Genomic DNA, 20,037 nt, shown 5'->3' on the forward strand with positions numbered 1-20,037 from the left:
AGGATACCTAGAGTGCGCACCCAACCAGGCATGGCTCGGGTGTGAGCTCTATCCCGAAGCGGGTTTGTACGCCGTCCCGCACCGTCCTGGCCAGGCATAATACGTCTTCGGTGGTGGCTTCACCCCGATTGGTCACAGCCAGCGCATGCTTGGTCGACAGCGTTGCTGGCGCCCCGTCGCCGGGGAAGCCCTTGCCGTAGCCCGCCCGCTCGACGAGCCAGCCCGCGGCCAGTTTGACCCCGTCGGGGGCCGGATAATTGGGCACGTCGCCGTGGTCGGCCTGCAACCGCGCCAACTCCGCAGGCGCCACCACCGGATTGGTGAAGAACGAGCCGACGCTCCACGTGTCGTGGTCGGCTTCGTCGAGCACCATGCCCTTGCCTGCCCGCAGCGCCAGCACGGCCTCGCGCACCCGCGTGGGATCGGTCCGCGCACCGGGTTCGACCCCAACCGCCCGGCTCAACTCGCCGTAGCGCAGTGGGGCACTGAGCCCGGCTGGCTCGAGGGCGAACTCGACCTCGAGCACGACGGCCCGGTCGGAGTTCTTCAGCACGCTGTGCCGGTACCCGAAGCCCAGTTCGACGGGATCCACCCAGCGGTCCTCGCCGGAGCGCCGGTCGAACAGCCTGACCCTGCTCAGGGTGTCGGCCACCTCGGCACCGTATGCACCGACGTTCTGCACGGGCGTCGCGCCCGCAGAGCCGGGGATGCCCGACAGGCATTCCAGTCCGCCGAGCCCGTACGCCAACGAGGTGACGACGACGTCGTCCCACATGGCCCCGGCTTCCGCGCGGACGAGGTTTCCCTCGACGGTGAGTTCGGTATTGGCAAGGAGCACGACGGTCAGATCGGTCAGGTCGTCGGCGAGCACGACGTTGGACCCGCCGGCGAGCACCAGGACGTCGTCACCCGGCGGCAACGCGCGCAGCACGGCAACGACTTTCTCGGTGGTGTCGCACGTGATCAACCGCCGTGCGATGGGCCCGATGCGCAGCGTGGTGAACGGCGCGAGCGGAACCGACTCGGTCACCGCCGCACCCGCGAAATCCGAACCGGCCACGGGCGGTAACGGTAGCGTGGGCGCCTATGCCGCGTTCCTTCGACATGGCAGCCGAGTACGACGGCAGCGTCGAGCAGGTCTACCGGGCGTTCAGCGACGAGCGGTACTGGTTGGCCCGGCTGGCCGGCTCAGGTGCGGACAAGACGACGCTGGACGCCATGGAGCTCACCGCCGACCGGGGCGTGGACATCGTCACGACGCAGACGTTGCGGGCCGACCGGCTACCAGGGGTGGTCACCCAGTTCCACCACGGCGACCTAAGTTTCGTACGCGAGGAGACGTGGGGCCCCATCGTCGACGGGCAGGCGACCGCGATCGTGAAGGGTTCGATCCCCGGTGCGCCCGCGGAGCTGAGCGGTAACGCGGTGCTCGCGCCCGCCGGCACAGGTTCCCGGTTGGAGTTCAATGCCACCGTTGAGGTCCGAATCCCGCTGGTCGGTGGGAAGGTCGAGAACTTCATCGGCAACCAGTTGGTGGATCTGCTGATCGCCGAGCAGCGCTTCACGTCGGAGTGGCTGAGGGAGAATCCCTGACGTCGGGGTGTGACGCTGCCGCGCCTAACGCGCGGCCGAAACCCGCGCCATCGCTGCGCGCAATGTTCTCCACGATGATCTCGCACGCAGTGTCGTAGAACGCGCTGATGAGCGTCGAGAAGGACAGCTCGAAGGGATAGATCATGTGCACGGCGAGCGGGGCTGGCTTCCAGCCTGGCAGCACCGGCACGATGCTGCCGTCACGCAGTTCGTCGGTACAGATGAGCCGAGTCGGCATGGCACCCACACCAAGGCCCTGCAGGATGTACTGCTTGCATACCTGAAAGTTGTTGGCGCGCGCACGCACCTGCGGCATCGGCTCGAACTCTTCGCCGTGCCTGGCCACCACGAGTTTGTGCGGGCCACAGAAGCCGAAGTCGACGAACGGCAACCCATTCAAGTCCGCCGGATCGGTGAGTGGTCGCGGGAGTCGCCGCACGAAATCCGGTGACGCACATAAGAACAGCTCGAGGTCGAACACATGCCGAGCAATCAACGTCGAATCCTGCAGCGGTCCGGTGCTGAATACGACATCGAAACCGTCCTTGATCGGATCGACCATGCTGTCCACCAAATGAATGTCGAGTCGCGAGTGAGGATGCCGCGCAAGGAACTTCGCGCCGACCCTGGAGGCGTAGTCGACTCCGACGAAGACGGGTATTGCAACGCGTAATTCGCCATGTGGCTCCTGCTTGCTGCCCTCGACCAACGCACGCACGCCGTTGGCCTCCGTCAGAATCTTGACGGCGTGGTGGTAGACCTGCTCACCCAGGTCCGTGACGGTGAGTTGATGGGTGTTCTTCCGCAGCAGCTTGATGCCGAGGTCCGCTTCCAGCTTCGTCAGCTTGCGGCTGACCGTGGACTTCGGCATTCCGAGCAATGCGGCCGCCTTCGACAGGCTGCGACTCTCCACGACCTTGCCGAACACGACCAGGGCGTCGAGATCGAAGGGCAGGTTCTGTTCCATGGGCTGTTCCAAATATGCAACAGGGTGTTGCGGATTTGCGACTGTTTCGTCGAATTCGACGGCTGTACGTTCGGCCCTATCGTCATCAGCCCGACAAAGGACAGCCACGTGGCTCAAGAAGCTTTGGTGCAAAAGCCGGCAAGCGGACACTGGAGCGACGCCTATCCGGAGCTGGGCCGCGGGCCCGTCTCGCTCGAGGACTGCGTGTCGGAAGACTTCTACGACAAGGAACGCGAGCACGTCTTCAAGAAGACGTGGCTCTACATGGGACGCGTCGAGCGGGTACCGCGCTCCGGTAGTTACTTCACGCGCGAGCTGAGGTTCCTGAACACCTCGATCATCATCGTGCGCGGCAAGGACGACGTGATCCGCGCCATGCACAACATCTGCCCCCATCGCGGCAACAAGATGTTATGGGAGGACGACCCCTTCCAGGAGGTGCAGGGCCGGGCTCCGTTGCTGTACTGCCGTTTTCATGGCTGGCGCTACAAGCTCGATGGCTCGCTGCACTCGGCCACCCGTAAAGATCTGTTGCTCGACTTTGATGCCGACAGTTGCCGGGTTCCGGCGATTCAATGCGAGGTCTGGGAAGGCTTCATCTTCGTCAACCTCAACCCCGACAACACCGAATCGGTTCGTGACTACCTCGGCGAACTGGCGCATGGCATCGAGGGCTATCACTTCGACGGGCCGCACCAGGTGTATCGGTTCACCGCCGAGCTCCAGTGCAACTGGAAGATCTTCCTCGACGGCTTCGCCGAGAGCTACCACGGACCATATCTACACGCCTCCTCGTTCGGCGCGGTCACAGCAGAAGCTAGGGAAGCGTTCGACCAGCCGAACCCGTTTACCGATGCGTTGTCATACCGGCTCAGCGGTCCGCACCGCACCTACTCCTTCGCCGGCGAGCCGTCACAGAAGACCCCGTACTCCAAGCCCATCGAATGCGTCATGGAAGCCAGCGCCGCCGGGCCATGGAACAAACGCTCCGACCGCAAACCGATGCCATCCGGGCTCAATCCCACCCGCTCCGAGAAGTACGGCTTCGACTCGTACCAGTTCTTCCCCAATTTCATCCTGATCTTCGGCGCCTCCGGCTACACCATCCACACCCATTGGCCCACCGGGCCGCACTCGCACATCTTCGAAACTGAGATGTACTACCAGCCGCCCAAGACACACAGGGAACGGCTCGGTCAGGAACTGACGGTGACATTCCTCAACGACATCATCCTGGAGGACGCCAGTCCGTCCGAAGGCTTGCAGGCCATGCTGAACAGCGGTGCGCTCACCCACTTCACGATGAATGACGAGGAGATCCTGTTGCGTCACCTACACAAAGTGGTGGCCGACTACGTCGAGGCTGGCGATGAGCGCTTGCGCGAAGAGCAGAAGACTGGCGCGCGATGAACGCGACTCTGCCACCTGAATTCTCGGCACTCGAGCACCTCGTCGACGAATGGGCCATCGAGGACGGTCACCAGCGCTACGTGAAGCGCGTGAACAGTTCGATGGAGCAGATCCAGGCGTTCTACGACGCGGTCTTTCCGCTGGCCGAGGAAGCCGTTGCCTACGTCGACAAGTTCGACTACGCCGAACCGCTGCCCGATGACGTCGCGAACCTCCGCAATCTGCTCTACTCGCTCATCACCGTCTCACTGGCGGTTGAACTGTGGAAGCAACCGCGCGTAAAGCACTCTGCCAAAACCATTCTCACGAGGGTGAGCTAAACCATGGGTATCACTTCTGCAAAAATGGACGTCGTCGACCTCACCCCGAGGATCGGCAGCGAGATCAAGACCGACCTCGACACGTTGCTCAGCGGGCGCGAAGCTCAGCACATTCGCGAGACCCTCGAGCAGCGCGGAGTGGTCTTCTTCCGTGGGCTGGACATCAGCGATCACGACCAAGTCGCCATTGCCAAGACCCTCGGCAACCTCGTGCAGAACGAAGGCGAGGAGGGCATCTACAAGATCTCGCTCGACGACTCGGTGAACCAACGCGCCAAGTACCTTCGGGGCTCGCTGTTCTGGCACTTCGACGGATCACTGCAGCCGTTCCCGAACCTGGCGACCCTGCTGCGGGCGATCACGCTCTCCGAGACCGGCGGGGACACCGAGTTCTGCAATACCTATGCGGCATACGACGACCTGCCGCTCGGAGACAAAGAACTGATCGCGGACCTTCGGGTGGTCCACAGCGCCGAGCGCTCGCAGTACTACGTGACCCCGGAGATGAGCCACGAGGAGATCACGTTCTGGCAGAAGTCCCCGACGAAGGCCTGTCCCATCGTGTGGACTCACCAGTCCGGCCGCAAGTCGCTGCTGCTGGGAGCCACCGCGGACTACGTGGTCGGGATGTCGATCGAGGATAGCCGCGCACTGCTTGCGCACCTTCGGGATTGGGCCACGCAGCCGCAGTACGTCTACCGGCATCAGTGGCAGCCGGGCGACCTGATCATCTGGGACAACACCGGCACCATGCATCGAGCCTTGCCCTACGCCGTCGACAGCGGCCGGCTCATGCACCGCACCATCCTGGCGGGCGAAGAGCCCCTGCTGTGAAACTCGGTATCGCCACGCCGGTGGTCACCAACGTCGCCGGCGCCCCCTTGGCGTGGGAAGCGGACGCTGGAATCGAAGACATCGGCCGCGTCGCCGAAACGGCGGATCGCCTTGGCTACCACCACATGACGTGCAGCGAGCACATCGGGCTGCCCTCGACCGAAACCGCGCGGCGCGGCGCCAGGTACTGGGATCCGCTGGCCACCTTCGGCTATGCCGCGGCCCGCACGAAGCAGATCCGGTTCGCCACGATGACTCTCGTACTTGGATATCACCATCCGCTCGCGATCGTAAAGCGTTACGGAACACTCGATCACGTCAGCAACGGGCGGGTGATCCTCGGGGTGGGCGTCGGCTCGCTCAAGGACGAATTCGACCTGCTCGGCGCGCCGTTCGACGATCGTGGTGCCCGCGGCGACGACGCGCTGCGGGCGCTGCGAGCCGCGCTGCCGAGCAACGAGCCGACCTATGACGGTGAGTTCTATTCGTTCGGCGGCTTGACCGTCGACCCCTGTGCACTGCAACCGCACCTGCCGATCTGGATCGGTGGCCGTACCAAACGCTCGTTGCGGCGGGCGGTTACGCTCGCCGACGGCTGGTGCCCGTACTACGTCTCGATCGAGACTGCGGCCGAGTGGCTGCAATCCTTCGAACTGCCAACGGGTTTCGAGGTGGTCATGCCTGCCGATCACGCGCTCGACCCGGTCGGGGAACCGGAAAGAACGAGGGAAACACTGGAATCGCTCGCCGCGGGCGGGACCACCATTCTGTCTGCCCGGTTCGTCCATCACTCGCTCGAGCACTACCTGGACCAACTTCATGCATTGATTGAACTTCACAAAGGAACCAGCAATGACGACTAGCACCGCGAACGAGGTTTACTACGATCCGTGGGACGTCGACCTCAACGCCGACCCGTATCCGATGTTCAAGCGGCTGCGCGACACCGCCCCGCTCTACTACAACTCCGAGCACGACTTCTACGCGCTGAGCCGGTTCGACGACGTCAATCGCGCGCTGGTCGATCACCAAACCTTCAGCTCCGCAAGGGGTGTGGTGCTCGAGATCTTGAAGGCCGACATCGAGATTCCGCCCGGCACCCTGATCTTCGAGGATCCCCCGATCCACGACATTCGCCGTAATCTGCTCTCCCGTGCGTTCACGCCACGCAAGATGAATGCCATCGAACCCTTGATCCGCGAGTTCACCGCGCGCTGCCTCGACCCGCTTGTCGGCGGAGCTCAGCTCGACTTCGTCAAGCATCTCGGTTCGGTCATGCCGCTACGTGTGGTCGGCATGCTGTTCGGCATCCCCGAGCACTTCCAGAACCTTGTCCTGGACCAAGCCGACAACATCCGCACGGAGCCCGGCGAAAAGCTGGATCACTCCGAAGGGATGACTGACGGACAGGTGTTCGCCGAGTTCATCGACTGGCGAGTGGACAATCCGTCCGACGACCTGACCTCAGAACTCCTCGCGGTCGAGTTCGAAGACGAAACCGGCACCACTCGGCGACTGCATCGAGACGAACTCCTGATGCTGATGAACGTCGTCTCCGTCGCCGGTGCCGAGACGACCACCCGCCTCATCGGCTGGTCGGGCAAGCTGCTGTCCGACCATCCCGATCAACGCCGCCAACTGGCTGCCGATCGAACGCTGCTACCCGGTGCCATCGAAGAGATCCTGAGATACGAGCCGCCTGCGCTGCAGGCCGCGCGGTACGTCACCGGCGATGTCGAGTACTACGGACAGACCGTTCCCAAGGGCAGCGCCATGCTCACGTTGATCGGCGCGGCCAACCGCGACGACCAACGGTTCGGCCCCAACGCGGAAGACTTCGACGTCACCCGAGCGCCGCGTCAACACGTGACGTTCGGCGTCGGCGCGCATTACTGCCTCGGCAACGCGCTGGCCCGGCTCGAAGGGCGCATCGCACTCGACGAGATCCTGAACCGTTTCCCCGACTGGGAGGTCGACCTCGACAACGCCGTCTTCTCGTCGTCGTCTGCCGTCCGCGGGTGGGACAGCATGCCCGCCCGGATCTGAGCGGCGTGGATCGCGAACATAGCCCGGTCCGGCACTAAACTCGCAGCCCATGGCGCCGGCGGGCAGGAGCGTAGCGACCCGGGGGATGTTCGGTCCCGTCGGTCAGCTGACGCGGGGCACCACGGGCTACAACCGATTGCGTCGCAGCGACCGTTGGCTGGTGCACGCCGCCCGCGTGCGGACCGCCCTGCTCACCGCTTCCGACCCATTGGTCGTCGATCTCGGCTACGGCGCGCTGCCCGTCACCACCTTGGAGTTGGCGGAACGGCTGCGCGCGGTGCGGCGGGACGTACGCGTGATGGGACTGGAGATCCATCCGGACCGGGTCGCCACCGCGCGCGCCGTCGCGAGCGCGACTGACGTCGAATTCGGGCTTGGCGGTTTCGAATTGGCCGGGCTGCGGCCCATTCTGGTGCGTGCGTTCAACGTGCTTCGTCAGTACCACGTCGACGACGTGGCGAGCGCGTGGGCGCAGATGCAGGCGGGGCTGGCGCCCGGCGGGCTGATCGTCGACGGCACCTGCGACGAACTGGGTCGGCACTGCTGCTGGGTGCTGCTGGATCAGCGCGGTCCGCTCAGCTTGACCCTGGCATGCGACCCGTTCGCCATCGAATCCCCTTCTGACCTCGCCGAGCGACTGCCCAAGGTGCTCATCCACCACAACGTGCCCGGCCAGCCCATCCACACGCTGTTCACGGCGGCCGACCGTGCGTGGGCCAGCGCCGCAGGCCACGGGGTGTTCGGGGCCAGGGTGCGTTGGCGGGCGATGCTGGAGCTACTTGCCGCCGAGGGCATTCCCGTGGAGCCGCCGCGCCGGCGTCTGCGCGACGGCGTGCTGTCTGTCCCGTGGGCATTCGTGGCACCGACGTAGGCTCGGACCATGCGTATCGCCCTCGCGCAGCTTCAATCCAGCGCCGACCCGTCAGCCAATCTCGCGCTGGTCGAGGACTTCACGCGCCGCGCCGCTGAGGCAGGCGCGGCCCTGGTGCTGTTCCCCGAGGCGACCATGTGCCGCTTCGGCGTGCCGCTGGCACCCGTGGCTGAACCCTTGGATGGGCCGTGGGCATCCGGGGTACGCGACATCGCCGCCCGCTTCGGGATCGTGGTGGTGGCGGGCATGTTCTGCCCGAGCGACGACGGACGCGTGACGAACACCCTGATCGCGACGGGGCCAGGAGTGGACGCGCACTACCACAAGATCCATATGTACGATGCGTTCGGCTTCACCGAATCACGTTCGGTGGCACCAGGTTTCGAGCCCGTGATGATCACCGTCGACGGCGTCGAAGTCGGGCTGACCACGTGCTACGACGTGCGCTTCCCCGAGCTCTACGTCGAACTGGCCCGCCGCGGAGCCCAACTGATCACCGTGCACGCGTCGTGGGGTACCGGACCGGGCAAGCTCGAACAGTGGACGCTGCTGGCCCGGGCCAGGGCCATAGACACCACCGGCATCGTCGCGGCCGTCGATCAGGCCTATCCCGGTGACGAGCTCGCGGCCGTCGGCCCGACGGGCGTCGGCGGCAGCCTGGTGACGGGTCCGACGGGTGAGGTGTGGGCATCGGCAGGCTCCGATCCCCAATTGTTGGTGGCCGACCTCGACCTCCCGGCCGTCGCCGCGGCCAGGGATTCCATCGCGGTGCTGCGCAACCGCACCGACTTCCCTCGGACGTCCACACCGTCCAGTAAGGCACAATCGCTGGGGTGACCGATCCCTGGGCTCCGCCTCCGAATCAGCCGAACAGGCCAGAGCCCTCGGCCGGTGAACCGCCGACCCAGCAGATTCCCCAGCGTGGCGAGGCGCCGCTCCCCCGGACACAGCAATTCCCGCAGGCCGAACCGCCGACTCAGCAGTTCGGACGGCAGCCGTATCCCCCGCCTGAGCACGTCCCGCCGACGTCCGGCGATGGTGCCCCTCCAGCCGCGAAGCCGCCATTCTTCAAGCGGATCTTGCGCGATCCGATGTCCATCGGCCTGGTGCTGGTCATCATCGTGGCACTGGCGGTAGCGGGCGTCATCGGTGGCGAGATCTACGCCAGGCACCGCGGCAACCAACTGGTGAGTGAGGCCACCGCATGCGTCGTGCAGGACACCGCCAGCGCATCGTTCGGCGCCAGCCCGTTCCTGCTGCAGTGGATGTCCGGCCACTACGGCCACATCTCGATCTCCACCGGCGGCAATCAGATCCGCGAAGCCAAGGGCATGAAGGCCGACATCGAAATCGACGACGTTCGGCTGGCGGACACCGGCGACTCCAAGGGCACGATCGGGGCGCTGGACGCGACCATCACGTGGACGGCAGACGGCATCAAGCAGACCATCCAGGACGCCATCCCGCTCATCGGCAGCTTCGTGTCCGGGGTGACGACCAACGAGTCCGACGGAACCGTCGAACTCCAGGGCATGCTCGGCAGCATCATCGCCAAGCCGCAGGTCTCCGACGGCGGCGTCTCCCTCCAGGTGCAGCAGATCACCGGACTGGGCATGGCGCTGCCCAAGGAGACCGTCCAGCCCGCGCTCGACGCCTTCACGGCGCAGCTGACCAAGAACTACCCGCTTGGCGTGCACGCGGACAGCATCCAAGTCACCGACAAGGGCATCGTCAGCAAGTTCTCCACCAAGAACGCGACCATCCCTGTCGGCCAACAGGATCCGTGCTTCGCGGGGCTGTGACGTGACCGATCCATGGGCTCGTCCCACTGACCAGCAGCCTCCGCCGCAGGCCCCGACCGTCGACCCTGCTCCCACCCAGGAACTCCCGCCCGCTGCACCATCCGGCGAGGACGGCGGCCCGCCACCGCCCAAGCCGCCCTTCTTCAAGCGGATCTTCCGCGATCCGCTGTCGATCGCGCTCGTCGTCGTCATCGTCGTGGCATTGGCCGTCGCCGGGCTGGTAGGTGGCGAGCTCTACGCCAGGCACCGCGCCAATGATCTGGTGGCCACGGCCACCGCGTGCGTCGTCCAGGATGGCGCGACGGCGTCATTCGGCAACGGATTGTTTCTGCCGCAGTACTTCTCGGGCCACTACGGCGCTATTTCAATCTCCACCGCGGGCAATCAAATTCGCCAGGCCAAGGGCATGAAGGCCGATATCAACATCCGCGACGTCCGGCACGCCGACACGACCACCTCGAAGGGCACCATCGGCAGCCTCGACGCGACCATCACATGGACCGCCGACGGCATCAAGCAGACCGTGCAGGGTTCCATCGGTGACATGGCCACGCAGATCAAGGCCGTCGTGGACGACGCGCTGAATCGAATTCCGTTCATCGGAGCGCTCCTCGGCAACAGGCTCAGCGCCGATACCGTGGCCAAGAGCATCACCATCGACACCGTCACGACCAACGAGAGCGCAGGCACCATCGCGGTCGGGTTCAGCTTCAGCGGCCTCGTCAAGGGCACCGTCACGGTCAAGCCAGTGGTGGCCGACCAGGCGCTCTCGCTGCAGGTCAGCGACGTCAAGATCGGTGGCGAGCCCATCCCTCACGAGGTGCTGCAAGATCCGTTGAGCGCCGCCATCGAAAAGCTCACGAACAACTACCCGCTCGGCATCAAGGCCACCAGCGTTCGGGTCACCGATACCGGCGTCGTCGCCCAGTTCGCGACAAGGAACGCGTCGATTCCGGTCGAGCAGGACAACGCGTGCTTTGCCGGTCTCTGAGCTAGGCCAGCCCGTCGAGCACCACGCGCGTTCCCGAGAGCCCCAACCTCGTCGCGCCCGCGTCGAGCATGAGGATGGCGTCGGCAGCGGTTCGGATGCCGCCGCTGGCCTTGACCCCGACGCTCGGGCCGACGGTTGCGGCCATGAGTTCCACTGCGCGCACCGACGCCCCGCCGGCAGGGTGAAAACCGGTCGAGGTCTTGACGAAGTCCGCGCCGGCATCGACGGCGGCGCGGCACACGTCAGCCAACGTGGTATCCCCGGCAATGTCCAACAGGGCCGCGGATTCGACGATCACCTTGAGCACCACGTCGGGCACGGCGGCGCGGACCGCGGCGACGTCGGCCCCGACGGCCGCGAAGTCACCTGAGACCGCAGCACCGACGTCGATCACCATGTCGACCTCATGGGCTCCCGCCGCGACGGCGAGCTGGGCCTCTTGAGCCTTGATCGCCGAAACGTGCTTGCCGGAAGGGAACCCGACGACCGTCGCGATGTGCAGGCCGGGGGTGGCGTGGTTGCGCGCCGTCGCGACCAGCGATGGTGAGACGCAGACCGCATACACCTCGAGGTCGGCCGCCTCCTGCGTCAGGAACGCGACGTCGGCCTCGGCAGCTTCGGGTTTCAGCAGCGTGTGGTCGACGAGCTCCGCGACCGCCGCCCGCGTCCAGCGCGACATCTAGAACGGCTCTTCGGTGCCGCCGGGATTACAGCTCGCGGCGATCATCTGCTGCTGGTCGACTTCGGGGCGCCACGGCTCGAGATTCCAGCTGGTCTTGCCGGGCTCGGCCGCTTCGGCGTAGGTCCAGTGGCACATGAACTGCTCACGCATGCCCGGGCTGGACGCTTCCGGCGACAGCGCCAGCACCTCGCCCCAGGCCTCGTCGGCCTGAGCGGCGGTGCCGGGGATCAACGACTCGTCGCGCCCGGCCTGAGTCGGGTAGACGCGGAGGCTGGTGAGGTCGCCCCAGTGCGCCCATTGCGCGTCGGCGATGAACGGCGGGCCGTCGTCGGCGCGTGCCGGGCCAGCCGTGGACAGGATAGAACCCGCGGCGATGACCGCGGCGACGAGCAGTCGACGCATCGACTTATCGCGACTTTCCCTGGACTTCGAGGAGTTTGGGCCGCACGTCGACGAGGTAGATGCCCACCCCGACGGCCGTGATGGCGATGCCCGTGATCCCGAGCCCGATGATGTTCGTGACGAGCGCAAGCGCCACTGCGCCGCCGGTGATTCCCATCCAGGCCTTCTTGGTCATCTTGCCCGCCGCCGGATAGGCATCCGCGCGTTGCGACGCTGCGTTGACGAAGGCGTAGATCGCGACGACCAGGACGAGTATGTGAATACCAAAGAGGACGTACTCCGCAAGGTATTGAAGCTGCACGCTCCAAGCCTATGCGGGGCACGTCCCCTTCGGCTATCTGGCCCGCCTACGGCGGTTGTACTACGACCTACTTCTGGGTGACCTACTTCTGGGTGACCTTCTTGGCAGGCGCCTTCTTGGCGGGAGCCTTCTTGGCCGGTGCCTTGGCCGGTGCCTTGGCAGCGGCCTTCTTCACGGGCGCGGCAGCCTTCTCGGCCTTCTTCGGCAGTTCGACGCCGACCAGCTTGGCGGCGCGCTCGCCGACGAGACGGGTCTGGCTGGCCACGGTGCCCAGCGCGTCCTGCGTCAGCTCGACGGCCTGATCGGTCACGCTTTCGACGCGGTTCGCGGCCTCTTCGATCGCGGGCTGGCTACGAAGGCGCGCCAGCGCCTCCTCGCCACGCTCGACGAGCTTGTTGTAGGTGGTGGTGGCAGCCTCGGCGTAGCCCTCGGCGGCCTTGCGCAGCTCGTCGCTGTTCAGGCGGCCACGGATCTCGTCGACCTGGCTGGGCAGCTCCTCCTGGAGCTTGGTGATGCGGGCGCGACCTTCGCCGACGCGCGCCTCGGCATCGGTGCGGGCCTCTTCGGCACGCTCACGCAGGGCGGCGACGATCTCGTTGACAGTGGCGAGGGCCAGGTCAGCGGCGCCAACGGCGGCGAGCAACGGTGCCTTCAGGTCCTCGATGGTCGGCTGGTTCTTCTCGGCCATGGTGTGATTCCTTTCTTCGGATCTTCTACTTGTGTTTCGGTTGGACGTTGGATCGTGCGTTAGTCAGTGGCGGACTCCTCGACGGTCTCGGTGTCTGCCACCTGGTCCGGTGCTGCCTCGAGGGCGGTTCCGGAATCCGATGACGCCGCCAGAGCGGCTACTCCAACGGCGTTCTGGTCAACGAACGACGCGTAGATCTCGAGCAGCGCCTGCTTCTGCCGCTCGGTGATCGCGGTGTCGGCGATGACGGCGTCGCGGACGTCGTTCGCCTCGCTGGGCTCGAGCATTCCGGCCCTGACGTAGAGCACCTCGGCGGACACCCGAAGCGCCTTCGCGATCTGGTTCAGCACGTCAGCGGAGGGCTTCCGTAGCCCCCGCTCGATCTGGCTCAGGTAGGGATTGCTCACCCCAGCCTTCTCGGCCAGCTGCCGCACCGAGACCTGCGCAGCTTCACGCTGGGCTCGGATGAAGCTCCCGATGTCCTGCGCAGCGTTGGTCACGACAGCGGCAAGATTTTCGTCCTGCGCCATGTTGCTTCCCCCCTCTGCGTCGGGTTTCCGTATTGCTACGAAAACAACCGTACGACGGGGTGCTAACTTTTGCAAGCACTAGTTAGCGCAGGTCAGAAGAGTAGTTGGGCTATCGAATAGATGATGAGCCCGGCCAGCGACCCGACCACGGTGCCATTGATCCGGATGAATTGCAGGTCACGACCCACGTGCAATTCGATGCGGCGAGAAGCCTCTTCGCCGTCCCAGCGCTCGATGGTGTCGGTGATGATCGCTGTGATCTCCGTCCCATACTGACCGACGAGGTGTTGCGCGGCCCGCACGATCCAGTTGTCGACCTTGTCGCGCAGTTCGACGTCGTCGCGCAACGACTCACCGATGTGCACGACGGAGTCCGCGATCCGGCCCCGCAGCGCCGACGACGGGTCATCCACGGACTCCAGGATCATCTTCTTGGCGGCGGTCCACGCGGTCTCGGCGGCGCGGGCGACCTCCTCGCGCGCCATGATCTCTTCCTTGACGTGCTCGGCGCGCGCCACCGTGGTCGCGTCGTGCTGAAGGTCGTCGGCGAACTCGAACATGAACTTGGTGGCCGAGCGACGCAGCTCGTGATCGGGATTGCGACGCACCTTGTCGGTGAAGTCCATCAACTCGCGGTGGATGCGATCGCCGATCAGACTGTCGACCCAGCGCGGTGACCACGACGGCGAATCTCGCTCGATGACCCGCTCGATGGTCTCGCCGGCATTGAGCGACCACTGGAACGCGCGGTCCGCCAACAGCTGGATCAGCGCTTCCTGGCGGCCCTCTTCGAGCAGTGAGTTCAGCACCCGGCCGATCGGCGGGCCCCACTGCGGCTCGGCGATCCGCTTCACGATCATCCGGTCGAGCAATTGCTGAATGTCCTCGTCGCGCAACATCTCCACGACAACGCGCAACACGGTCGACGCCTCGGTCGCCACTCGCTCAGCATGCTGAGCCTCGGACAACCACTTGCCCAACCGCCCCGCCACCTGGGCGTCACGTAGTTTCGTCTCCACGACCTCCGGAGACATGAAGTTCTCACGGACGAACGCCCCGAGTCCCTCGCCGAGCTGGTCCTTCTTGCGCGGGATGATCGCGGTGTGCGGGATCGGGATGCCCAGCGGGTGCTTGAACAGCGCGGTGACCGCAAACCAGTCGGCGAGCGCGCCCACCATGCCTGCCTCTGCAGCGGCCCGCACGTACCCGATCCACGCCGCACCCCCGACTGCGGGACCTTGGGATTGGGCCCACGTACAGATCAGGAAGATCACCGTCGCGCCGACGAGGAAACTCAGCGCGACGACCTTCATCCGCCGCAATCCGCGGCGACGTTCGGCGTCGGCAACGCTGTCCGCGCCTGCCAGCGATTCGGCGAAGCTCGCGCGCGAGCTCGCGGTTGGCCCGGAAGTCGATTCTCGGGCGTGTCGGGGTGCCACGGGTCCATCATCCCTGTTTCGCCCCGGCCCAATCCAGCCGAGCAGCCCGTTCGAGCACATCGGCCGTATTATTGAGGAGAACTAGGGAATGGATGACCGCGACAGTGGCACAGCAGACCCCAGCCGGGGTAGTCAAGACTGACGGGCGCAAAAGGCGCTGGCACCAACACAAGGTCGATCGTCGGAACGAGCTGGTAGACGGCACCCTGGAAGCCATCAGGCAGCGTGGCAGCAACGTCAGCATGGACGAGATCGCCGCCGAAATCGGGGTCTCGAAGACCGTGCTCTACCGATACTTCGTCGACAAGAACGACCTGACGACCGCGGTGATGATGCGCTTCGCGCAGACCACGCTGATCCCCAACATGGCGGCCGCGCTGTCGTCGAACCTGGACGGCTTCGCCCTGACGCGCGAGATCATCCGCGTGTACGTCCACACCGTCGCATCCGAGCCGGAGATCTATCCGTTCGTGATGGCAAACAACTCGGCCTCGGCCAGTAAGAGCAAGGCGGTCGCGGACTCCGAGCAGATCATTGCGCGCATGCTCGGCGTCATGCTGCGCAGGCGGATGTCCCAGGAGGGCATGGACACCCACGGGGCTCAGCCGTGGGCGTTCATGATCGTCGGCGGCGTGCAACTGGCCACGCACTCGTGGATGTCGAACCCGCGGATGAGCTCCGACGACCTCATCGACTATCTGACGATGCTGTCGTGGAGCGCGTTGCGCGGCATCGTCGAGGTGGGTGGCTCGCTCGACAAGTTCAACTCGATAACTCATCCATCCCCGAAGCTGCCTCCGCAACTGCTTGACTGAGCGGATGAGCCCGTCCTCCGAGTCAGCCGACCTGCCCGACCTGTGGACGCATGAGCCGCATATCCACCTGGAGTTCAAGCCGGGTGATTCCGTCGCCACGGTCGACACCGACGCGACGCCGGGGTTCAAGGGCTCCAAGGGCGATGCCCCAGACCTTCAGGGTGAGCGCAACGAGCGGTACGCCGAGCTTCAGGAAATGCTGTACGCCAACAGTCGCGCAGGCGACACCCGCAAGATCCTGTTGGTGCTGCAGGGCATGGACACCGCGGGCAAGGGTGGAATCGTCAAACACGTTGTCGGATCAGGTAATCCGCAGGGCATCAAGTATTCCAGCTTCGGAAAGCCGACGGAGGACGAGCTGGCGCACGACTTCTTGTGGCGTATCGAGAAGCAGCTGCCGACGGCGGGCCACATCGGCGTGTTCGACCGGTCGCACTACGAGGACGTGCTGATCGTCCGCGTGCACGACCTGGTGCCACCGGACGTGTGGGACAAGCGCTATGAGCTCATCAACGACTTCGAGAAGCGGCTCGTCAACGACGGCACGACGATCATCAAGGTCGCGATGTTCGTCTCGCTCGACGAGCAGAAGAAGCGATTATCCGCGCGCCTGGATAGGCCGGACAAGTACTGGAAGTACAACCCGGCCGACGTCGACGAGCGCCTGCTGTGGCCCAAGTACCAGGAGGCCTACCAGGCGATGCTGGAGCGCACGTCGACCGACTACGCGCCGTGGCACGTTATCCCGTGCAACCGCAAGTGGTACTCGCGACTGGCCGTCACCGAGCTGCTGATCGAAGCGCTCGAGGGGCTCGACTTGACCTGGCCGCCAGCCGATTTCGACGTCGAGGTCGAGAAGCGGCGGCTGGCGGACTCCTGAGCTCCGCTACCCGCCCTTGACCAGGGTGAACTGGCCCACGTTCGTGATACCGCGCCGGAAGAAGTCCGCACAGCCGGTCAGGTAGTGCATGTACCGGTCGTAGATCTCGGGGGTCGTGAGCGCGATCGCCTGTGCCCGGTTGGCCTCAAGGTTCGCTGCCCATATGTCGAGCGTGCGCGCATAGTGCGGCCGCAGCAGATGGGTGCGCTCCAGCGTGAAGCCGGAACCCTTGGCGAGCTCTTCGATGTCCTCGACCGCGGGCAACTGGCCGCCGGGGAAGATCTCGGCGCCGATGAACCGCATGAACTTCAGGTCGCTGATCGTCAGCTTGATTCCGTTGTCCCGGAAGAACTTCTGGGTATGCGCAAGGATGGTGTGCAACAGCATCCGACCATCGGCAGGCAGGATGTCGTAGGCCTTGGCGAAGAAGGCCGGATACCGCTCGGCCTTGAAGGCCTCGAACGCGCCGATGGACACGATCCGGTCGACGGGCTCGTCGAACTCCTCCCAGCCCTGAAGGCGCACCTCAGCGGTGCGCGCGCCGGGGATCGATGCCAACAACTTCTTGCTGTACTCACACTGGTTGCGGCTCAGCGTGATTCCGATGACGTTGACGTCGAACTGCTCGACGGCCCTGCGCAGCGCTCCGCCCCAGCCACATCCGATGTCGAGCAGCGTCATGCCAGGTTCAAGGCCCAGCTTGCCAAGCGCCAGGTCGAACTTGGCCACCTGCGCTTCGTCGAGCGTCATGTCGTCGCGCTCGAAGTACGAGCACGTGTAGCCCATCGTCGGCCCCAAGAAGAGCGCGAAGAACTCGTCGGATACGTCGTAGATCGACTGAGATTCCTCGTAGAACGGCTCCAAGTCGGATTCGACTTCAGGCATACAGTGGCCAACTCCCCTTGGTGCTCATCGGCCGTTCAGGCCGGAGCGGCTTGGTGCGCGGGGCCCGTGACACCGCTCCACCACCGACTCCGGATTGAATCGGTGTTAACTTAACTTCGCTATCTAGGGTAACCAGTGCCAACTGCAAATTGTTCGGTGCCCCACCTTCGGCAGCGCATTCGACATTCGCGGCTTCGCTGCGTTGATCAAGGCTCCCTGGCTGGGACTTTCGCCAGGTAGCCAGCCGAAATTGACGATCTCGTAGGTGGCCGGGCGCTGACGATTCGGGCAACCCGTCAGTACGTGTAGAAACCCTTTCCGGACTTCCTGCCGAGTTGTCCGGCCTCGACCATGCGCTGCAGTAGCGGCGGCGGGGCGTAGTGCGCGTCCTTGAGTTCGTCGTACATCGCGTCGGCGATGAGCTTCATGGTGTCGAGGCCGATGAGGTCGGACAGCTTGAGCGGCCCCATCGGATGCGACAGGCCCGCGACGATCGCCTTGTCGACGTCCTCGACGCTCGCCACGCCCGCTTCGACCATACGAATGGCCGAGAGTAGATACGGCACCAGCAGCGCATTGACGACGAAGCCGGAGTGATCGCCACAGCGCACCACTTGCTTGCCCAACACTTCGCTGGCGAACTGCTCGACGCGGGCGGCCGCTTCGTCGGTGGTGACGAGCGTGCTGATCAGTTCGACGAGCGGCAGCACGGGCACCGGGTTGAAGAAGTGCAGCCCCAGCACGCGGCCCGGATTCTTCGTCGCCGCAGCGATTTTCATGATCGGGATGCTCGACGTGTTCGACGCCAGCACGGCATCGGGGTCGGTGATGAGCTCGTCGAGTTGGGCGAACACCTTGGCCTTGACGGCCTCGTCCTCGATGATCGCTTCGATGACCAGCTGTCGGTCGGCCAAGTCCGCCAGGTCGGTGGTGAACGTCAGCTTGGCCAGCGCCACCTCGAAGTCATCGGCGGCGAGCTTGCCCTTGGCCTTGGCCCGCTCCAGCGAACCGGTGATGCGCGCCTTGCCCGCCTCGGTCAGCGCCTCGGTGGGCTCGTAGACCACCACCTCGGCGCCCGCCTTGGCGCACACCTCGGCGATGCCCGCACCCATCTGCCCGGCGCCGATGACGCCAACTCGCTCAATGCTCACGCTGACACTCTCTCCTCCAGGCGCGACCGGACGCAAATGTGCCCGACACGCCGTGGTGTCGGGCACATTTGCGTCTGCTCGCGCAGAAAACGCGACTTAGTGGAACTGGCCCTCTTCGGTCGAGCCCGCGAGCGCGGTGGTCGACGAGGTGGGGTCCACGGTGGTGGCGATCCGGTCGAAGTAGCCCGCGCCAACCTCGCGCTGGTGCTTCGTCGCGGTGTAGCCACGCTCCTCGGCGGCGAACTCGCGCTCCTGGAGCTCCACGTAGGCGCTCATCTGGTTGCGGGCGTAGCCGTGGGCCAGATCGAACATCGAGTAGTTCAGGGCGTGGAAGCCGGCCAGCGTGATGAACTGGAACTTGAATCCCATTGCGCCGAGCTCGTTCTGGAACTTCGCGATGGTCGCGTCGTCCAGGTGCTGCTTCCAGTTGAACGACGGCGAGCAGTTGTAGGCCAGCATCTGGTCCGGGAACTCGCTCTTGACGCCCTCGGCGAACTTCTTCGCGAGCTCGAGGTCCGGGGTGCCGGTCTCCATCCAGATGAGGTCGGAGTACGGCGCGTAGGACTTGGCGCGGGCGATGCAGGGCTCGAGGCCGTTCTTGACCCGGTAGAAGCCTTCCTTGGTCCGCTCACCAGTGATGAACGGCTGGTCGCGCTCGTCGACGTCGGAGGTGATCAGCGTGGCTGCCTCGGCGTCGGTGCGGGCGATGACGACCGTCGGGACGTCGGCGACGTCGGCTGCGAGGCGGGCCGAGGTCAGCGTGCGGATGTGCTGCTGCGTCGGGATGAGCACCTTGCCACCGAGGTGGCCGCACTTCTTCTCCGATGCGAGCTGGTCCTCCCAGTGCGAACCGGCGACACCGGCGACGATCATGGCCTTCTGGAGCTCGTAGACGTTGAGCGCGCCACCGAAGCCGGCTTCGCCGTCGGCGACGATCGGGGCCAGCCAGTTCTCCACCGAGCGGTCGCCTTCGACCTTGGCGATCTGGTCGGCGCGCAGCAGCGCGTTGTTGATGCGGCGGATCACCTGCGGCACCGAGTTGGCCGGGTAGAGGCTCTGGTCGGGGTAGGTGTGGCCGGACAGGTTCGCGTCACCGGCGACCTGCCAGCCGGAGAGGTAGATGGCCTTGAGGCCGGCGCGGACCTGCTGCACGGCCTGGTTGCCGGTCAGTGCACCGAGGGAGTTGACGTACTCCATGTCGTGCAGTTGCTCCCAGAGCACCTCGGCGCCGCGACGGGCCAGCGTGCTCTCCTCGACCACGTGACCCTGCAGGGCGACGACGTCCTCGGCGGTGTAGGTGCGCTCGATGCCCTTCCAGCGCGGGTTGGTGTTCCAGTCGTGCTGGATCTGCTCTGGGCTCTTGGGCGTGCCAACGGTGGACATCGGGGCTCCTTGCGAAATAGACGGTGTTCGAGTCTCGCGAAGCCGCG

The 20,037-nt window shown here is 65.2% G+C and carries 23 protein-coding genes; 12 read left to right on the forward strand and 11 right to left on the reverse strand.

What is annotated here, in order from left to right:
• Positions 1 to 7: 7 nt before the first annotated feature.
• The gene (locus tag SLQ30_RS30745) at positions 8 to 1,060 is read right to left on the reverse strand and encodes a UDP-N-acetylmuramate dehydrogenase (RefSeq protein ID WP_319450866.1); all 1,053 of its coding nucleotides are present in this window, start codon (positions 1,058 to 1,060) and stop codon (positions 8 to 10) included.
• Positions 1,061 to 1,086: 26 nt separating this feature from the next.
• Here SLQ30_RS30745 and SLQ30_RS30750 point away from each other — a divergent pair, with 26 nt between their 5' ends.
• The gene (locus SLQ30_RS30750; protein ID WP_319450865.1) at positions 1,087 to 1,593 is read left to right on the forward strand and encodes a DUF2505 domain-containing protein; all 507 of its coding nucleotides are present in this window, start codon (positions 1,087 to 1,089) and stop codon (positions 1,591 to 1,593) included.
• Here the strand turns inward: SLQ30_RS30750 and SLQ30_RS30755 are convergent.
• A complete protein-coding gene (locus SLQ30_RS30755; RefSeq protein ID WP_319450864.1) occupies positions 1,562 to 2,560 on the reverse strand; it encodes a LysR family transcriptional regulator in 999 nt (332 codons plus the stop codon). The two genes, SLQ30_RS30750 and SLQ30_RS30755, sit on opposite strands and share 32 nt — an antisense overlap.
• Positions 2,561 to 2,668: 108 nt before the next feature.
• Between SLQ30_RS30755 and SLQ30_RS30760 the strand changes: the two genes are divergently transcribed.
• The 9 genes from SLQ30_RS30760 (at position 2,669) to SLQ30_RS30800 (ending at position 10,834) form a co-directional block, all read left to right on the forward strand.
• Positions 2,669 to 3,970 (forward strand): aromatic ring-hydroxylating dioxygenase subunit alpha, encoded by a 1,302-nt coding sequence (locus SLQ30_RS30760; RefSeq protein WP_319450863.1) that lies wholly within the window; start codon positions 2,669 to 2,671, stop codon positions 3,968 to 3,970.
• Positions 3,967 to 4,290: a hypothetical protein gene (locus SLQ30_RS30765; RefSeq protein WP_319450862.1), complete on the forward strand. Its 324-nt coding sequence runs from the start codon at positions 3,967 to 3,969 to the stop codon at positions 4,288 to 4,290. The genes SLQ30_RS30760 and SLQ30_RS30765 overlap by 4 nt, the downstream gene beginning before the upstream one ends.
• 3 nt (positions 4,291 to 4,293) lie before the next feature.
• Positions 4,294 to 5,124 (forward strand): TauD/TfdA family dioxygenase, encoded by an 831-nt coding sequence (locus SLQ30_RS30770; RefSeq protein ID WP_319450861.1) that lies wholly within the window; start codon positions 4,294 to 4,296, stop codon positions 5,122 to 5,124.
• Positions 5,121 to 5,987, forward strand: a complete 867-nt coding sequence (locus SLQ30_RS30775) for a TIGR03619 family F420-dependent LLM class oxidoreductase (RefSeq protein ID WP_319450860.1) — start codon at positions 5,121 to 5,123, stop codon at positions 5,985 to 5,987. Before SLQ30_RS30770 ends, SLQ30_RS30775 begins: the two co-directional genes overlap by 4 nt.
• Positions 5,977 to 7,170 carry a cytochrome P450 gene (locus SLQ30_RS30780; RefSeq protein ID WP_319450859.1) on the forward strand — a complete coding sequence of 398 codons (1,194 nt, stop codon included), beginning with the start codon at positions 5,977 to 5,979 and terminating at the stop codon, positions 7,168 to 7,170. The genes SLQ30_RS30775 and SLQ30_RS30780 overlap by 11 nt, the downstream gene beginning before the upstream one ends.
• A gap of 85 nt (positions 7,171 to 7,255) precedes the next feature.
• On the forward strand, positions 7,256 to 8,041 hold the full coding sequence (locus SLQ30_RS30785) for a class I SAM-dependent methyltransferase (protein WP_319450858.1): 786 nt from the start codon (positions 7,256 to 7,258) through the stop codon (positions 8,039 to 8,041).
• A 9-nt stretch (positions 8,042 to 8,050) separates the two neighbouring features.
• Entirely contained in the window at positions 8,051 to 8,878 is an 828-nt protein-coding gene (locus SLQ30_RS30790) for a carbon-nitrogen hydrolase family protein (RefSeq protein ID WP_319450857.1), read from the forward strand.
• Positions 8,875 to 9,843, forward strand: a complete 969-nt coding sequence (locus SLQ30_RS30795; protein ID WP_319450856.1) for a DUF2993 domain-containing protein — start codon at positions 8,875 to 8,877, stop codon at positions 9,841 to 9,843. Before SLQ30_RS30790 ends, SLQ30_RS30795 begins: the two co-directional genes overlap by 4 nt.
• Position 9,844: 1 nt before the next feature.
• Positions 9,845 to 10,834, forward strand: coding sequence for a DUF2993 domain-containing protein (locus SLQ30_RS30800; RefSeq protein ID WP_319450855.1), 990 nt, complete (start codon positions 9,845 to 9,847; stop codon positions 10,832 to 10,834).
• A 1-nt stretch (position 10,835) separates the two neighbouring features.
• Here the strand turns inward: SLQ30_RS30800 and deoC are convergent, their stop codons facing one another.
• The 6 genes from deoC to SLQ30_RS30830 form a co-directional block, all read right to left on the reverse strand.
• Entirely contained in the window at positions 10,836 to 11,513 is a 678-nt protein-coding gene (gene deoC / locus SLQ30_RS30805) for a deoxyribose-phosphate aldolase (RefSeq protein WP_319450854.1), read from the reverse strand.
• On the reverse strand, positions 11,514 to 11,918 hold the full coding sequence (locus SLQ30_RS30810; protein WP_319450853.1) for a DUF2599 domain-containing protein: 405 nt from the start codon (positions 11,916 to 11,918) through the stop codon (positions 11,514 to 11,516).
• 4 nt (positions 11,919 to 11,922) lie between these two features.
• Positions 11,923 to 12,219, reverse strand: a complete 297-nt coding sequence (locus SLQ30_RS30815) for a DUF2516 family protein (RefSeq protein WP_319450852.1) — start codon at positions 12,217 to 12,219, stop codon at positions 11,923 to 11,925.
• 82 nt (positions 12,220 to 12,301) lie between these two features.
• Positions 12,302 to 12,907, reverse strand: coding sequence for a heparin-binding hemagglutinin (locus tag SLQ30_RS30820; protein WP_319450851.1), 606 nt, complete (start codon positions 12,905 to 12,907; stop codon positions 12,302 to 12,304).
• Between the two features lie 59 nt (positions 12,908 to 12,966).
• On the reverse strand, positions 12,967 to 13,437 hold the full coding sequence (locus SLQ30_RS30825) for a helix-turn-helix transcriptional regulator (protein ID WP_319450850.1): 471 nt from the start codon (positions 13,435 to 13,437) through the stop codon (positions 12,967 to 12,969).
• Between the two features lie 92 nt (positions 13,438 to 13,529).
• A complete protein-coding gene (locus SLQ30_RS30830) occupies positions 13,530 to 14,936 on the reverse strand; it encodes a DUF445 domain-containing protein (RefSeq protein ID WP_413468227.1) in 1,407 nt (468 codons plus the stop codon).
• Positions 14,937 to 14,968: 32 nt separating this feature from the next.
• Here SLQ30_RS30830 and SLQ30_RS30835 point away from each other — a divergent pair, with 32 nt between their 5' ends.
• The gene (locus SLQ30_RS30835) at positions 14,969 to 15,691 is read left to right on the forward strand and encodes a TetR/AcrR family transcriptional regulator (protein ID WP_413468228.1); all 723 of its coding nucleotides are present in this window, start codon (positions 14,969 to 14,971) and stop codon (positions 15,689 to 15,691) included.
• Between the two features lie 4 nt (positions 15,692 to 15,695).
• Complete coding sequence (locus SLQ30_RS30840) at positions 15,696 to 16,571, forward strand: polyphosphate kinase 2 family protein (protein WP_319450848.1); 876 nt, start codon at positions 15,696 to 15,698, stop codon at positions 16,569 to 16,571.
• Positions 16,572 to 16,577: 6 nt separating this feature from the next.
• Here SLQ30_RS30840 and SLQ30_RS30845 read toward each other — a convergent pair whose 3' ends face one another.
• The 3 genes from SLQ30_RS30845 to aceA all read right to left on the reverse strand — a co-directional run bounded on the left by SLQ30_RS30845 (position 16,578) and on the right by aceA (position 19,990).
• Positions 16,578 to 17,456 (reverse strand): cyclopropane mycolic acid synthase family methyltransferase, encoded by an 879-nt coding sequence (locus tag SLQ30_RS30845; protein ID WP_319450847.1) that lies wholly within the window; start codon positions 17,454 to 17,456, stop codon positions 16,578 to 16,580.
• Between the two features lie 296 nt (positions 17,457 to 17,752).
• On the reverse strand, positions 17,753 to 18,643 hold the full coding sequence (locus SLQ30_RS30850; protein ID WP_319450912.1) for a 3-hydroxybutyryl-CoA dehydrogenase: 891 nt from the start codon (positions 18,641 to 18,643) through the stop codon (positions 17,753 to 17,755).
• A 60-nt stretch (positions 18,644 to 18,703) separates the two neighbouring features.
• Positions 18,704 to 19,990, reverse strand: a complete 1,287-nt coding sequence (gene aceA, locus SLQ30_RS30855) for an isocitrate lyase (protein WP_319450846.1) — start codon at positions 19,988 to 19,990, stop codon at positions 18,704 to 18,706.
• Positions 19,991 to 20,037 lie beyond the last annotated feature (47 nt).

Origin of the sequence: Mycobacterium sp. RTGN4 (assembly GCF_033804635.1) — a bacterium.
GTDB lineage: Bacteria > Actinomycetota > Actinomycetes > Mycobacteriales > Mycobacteriaceae > Mycobacterium.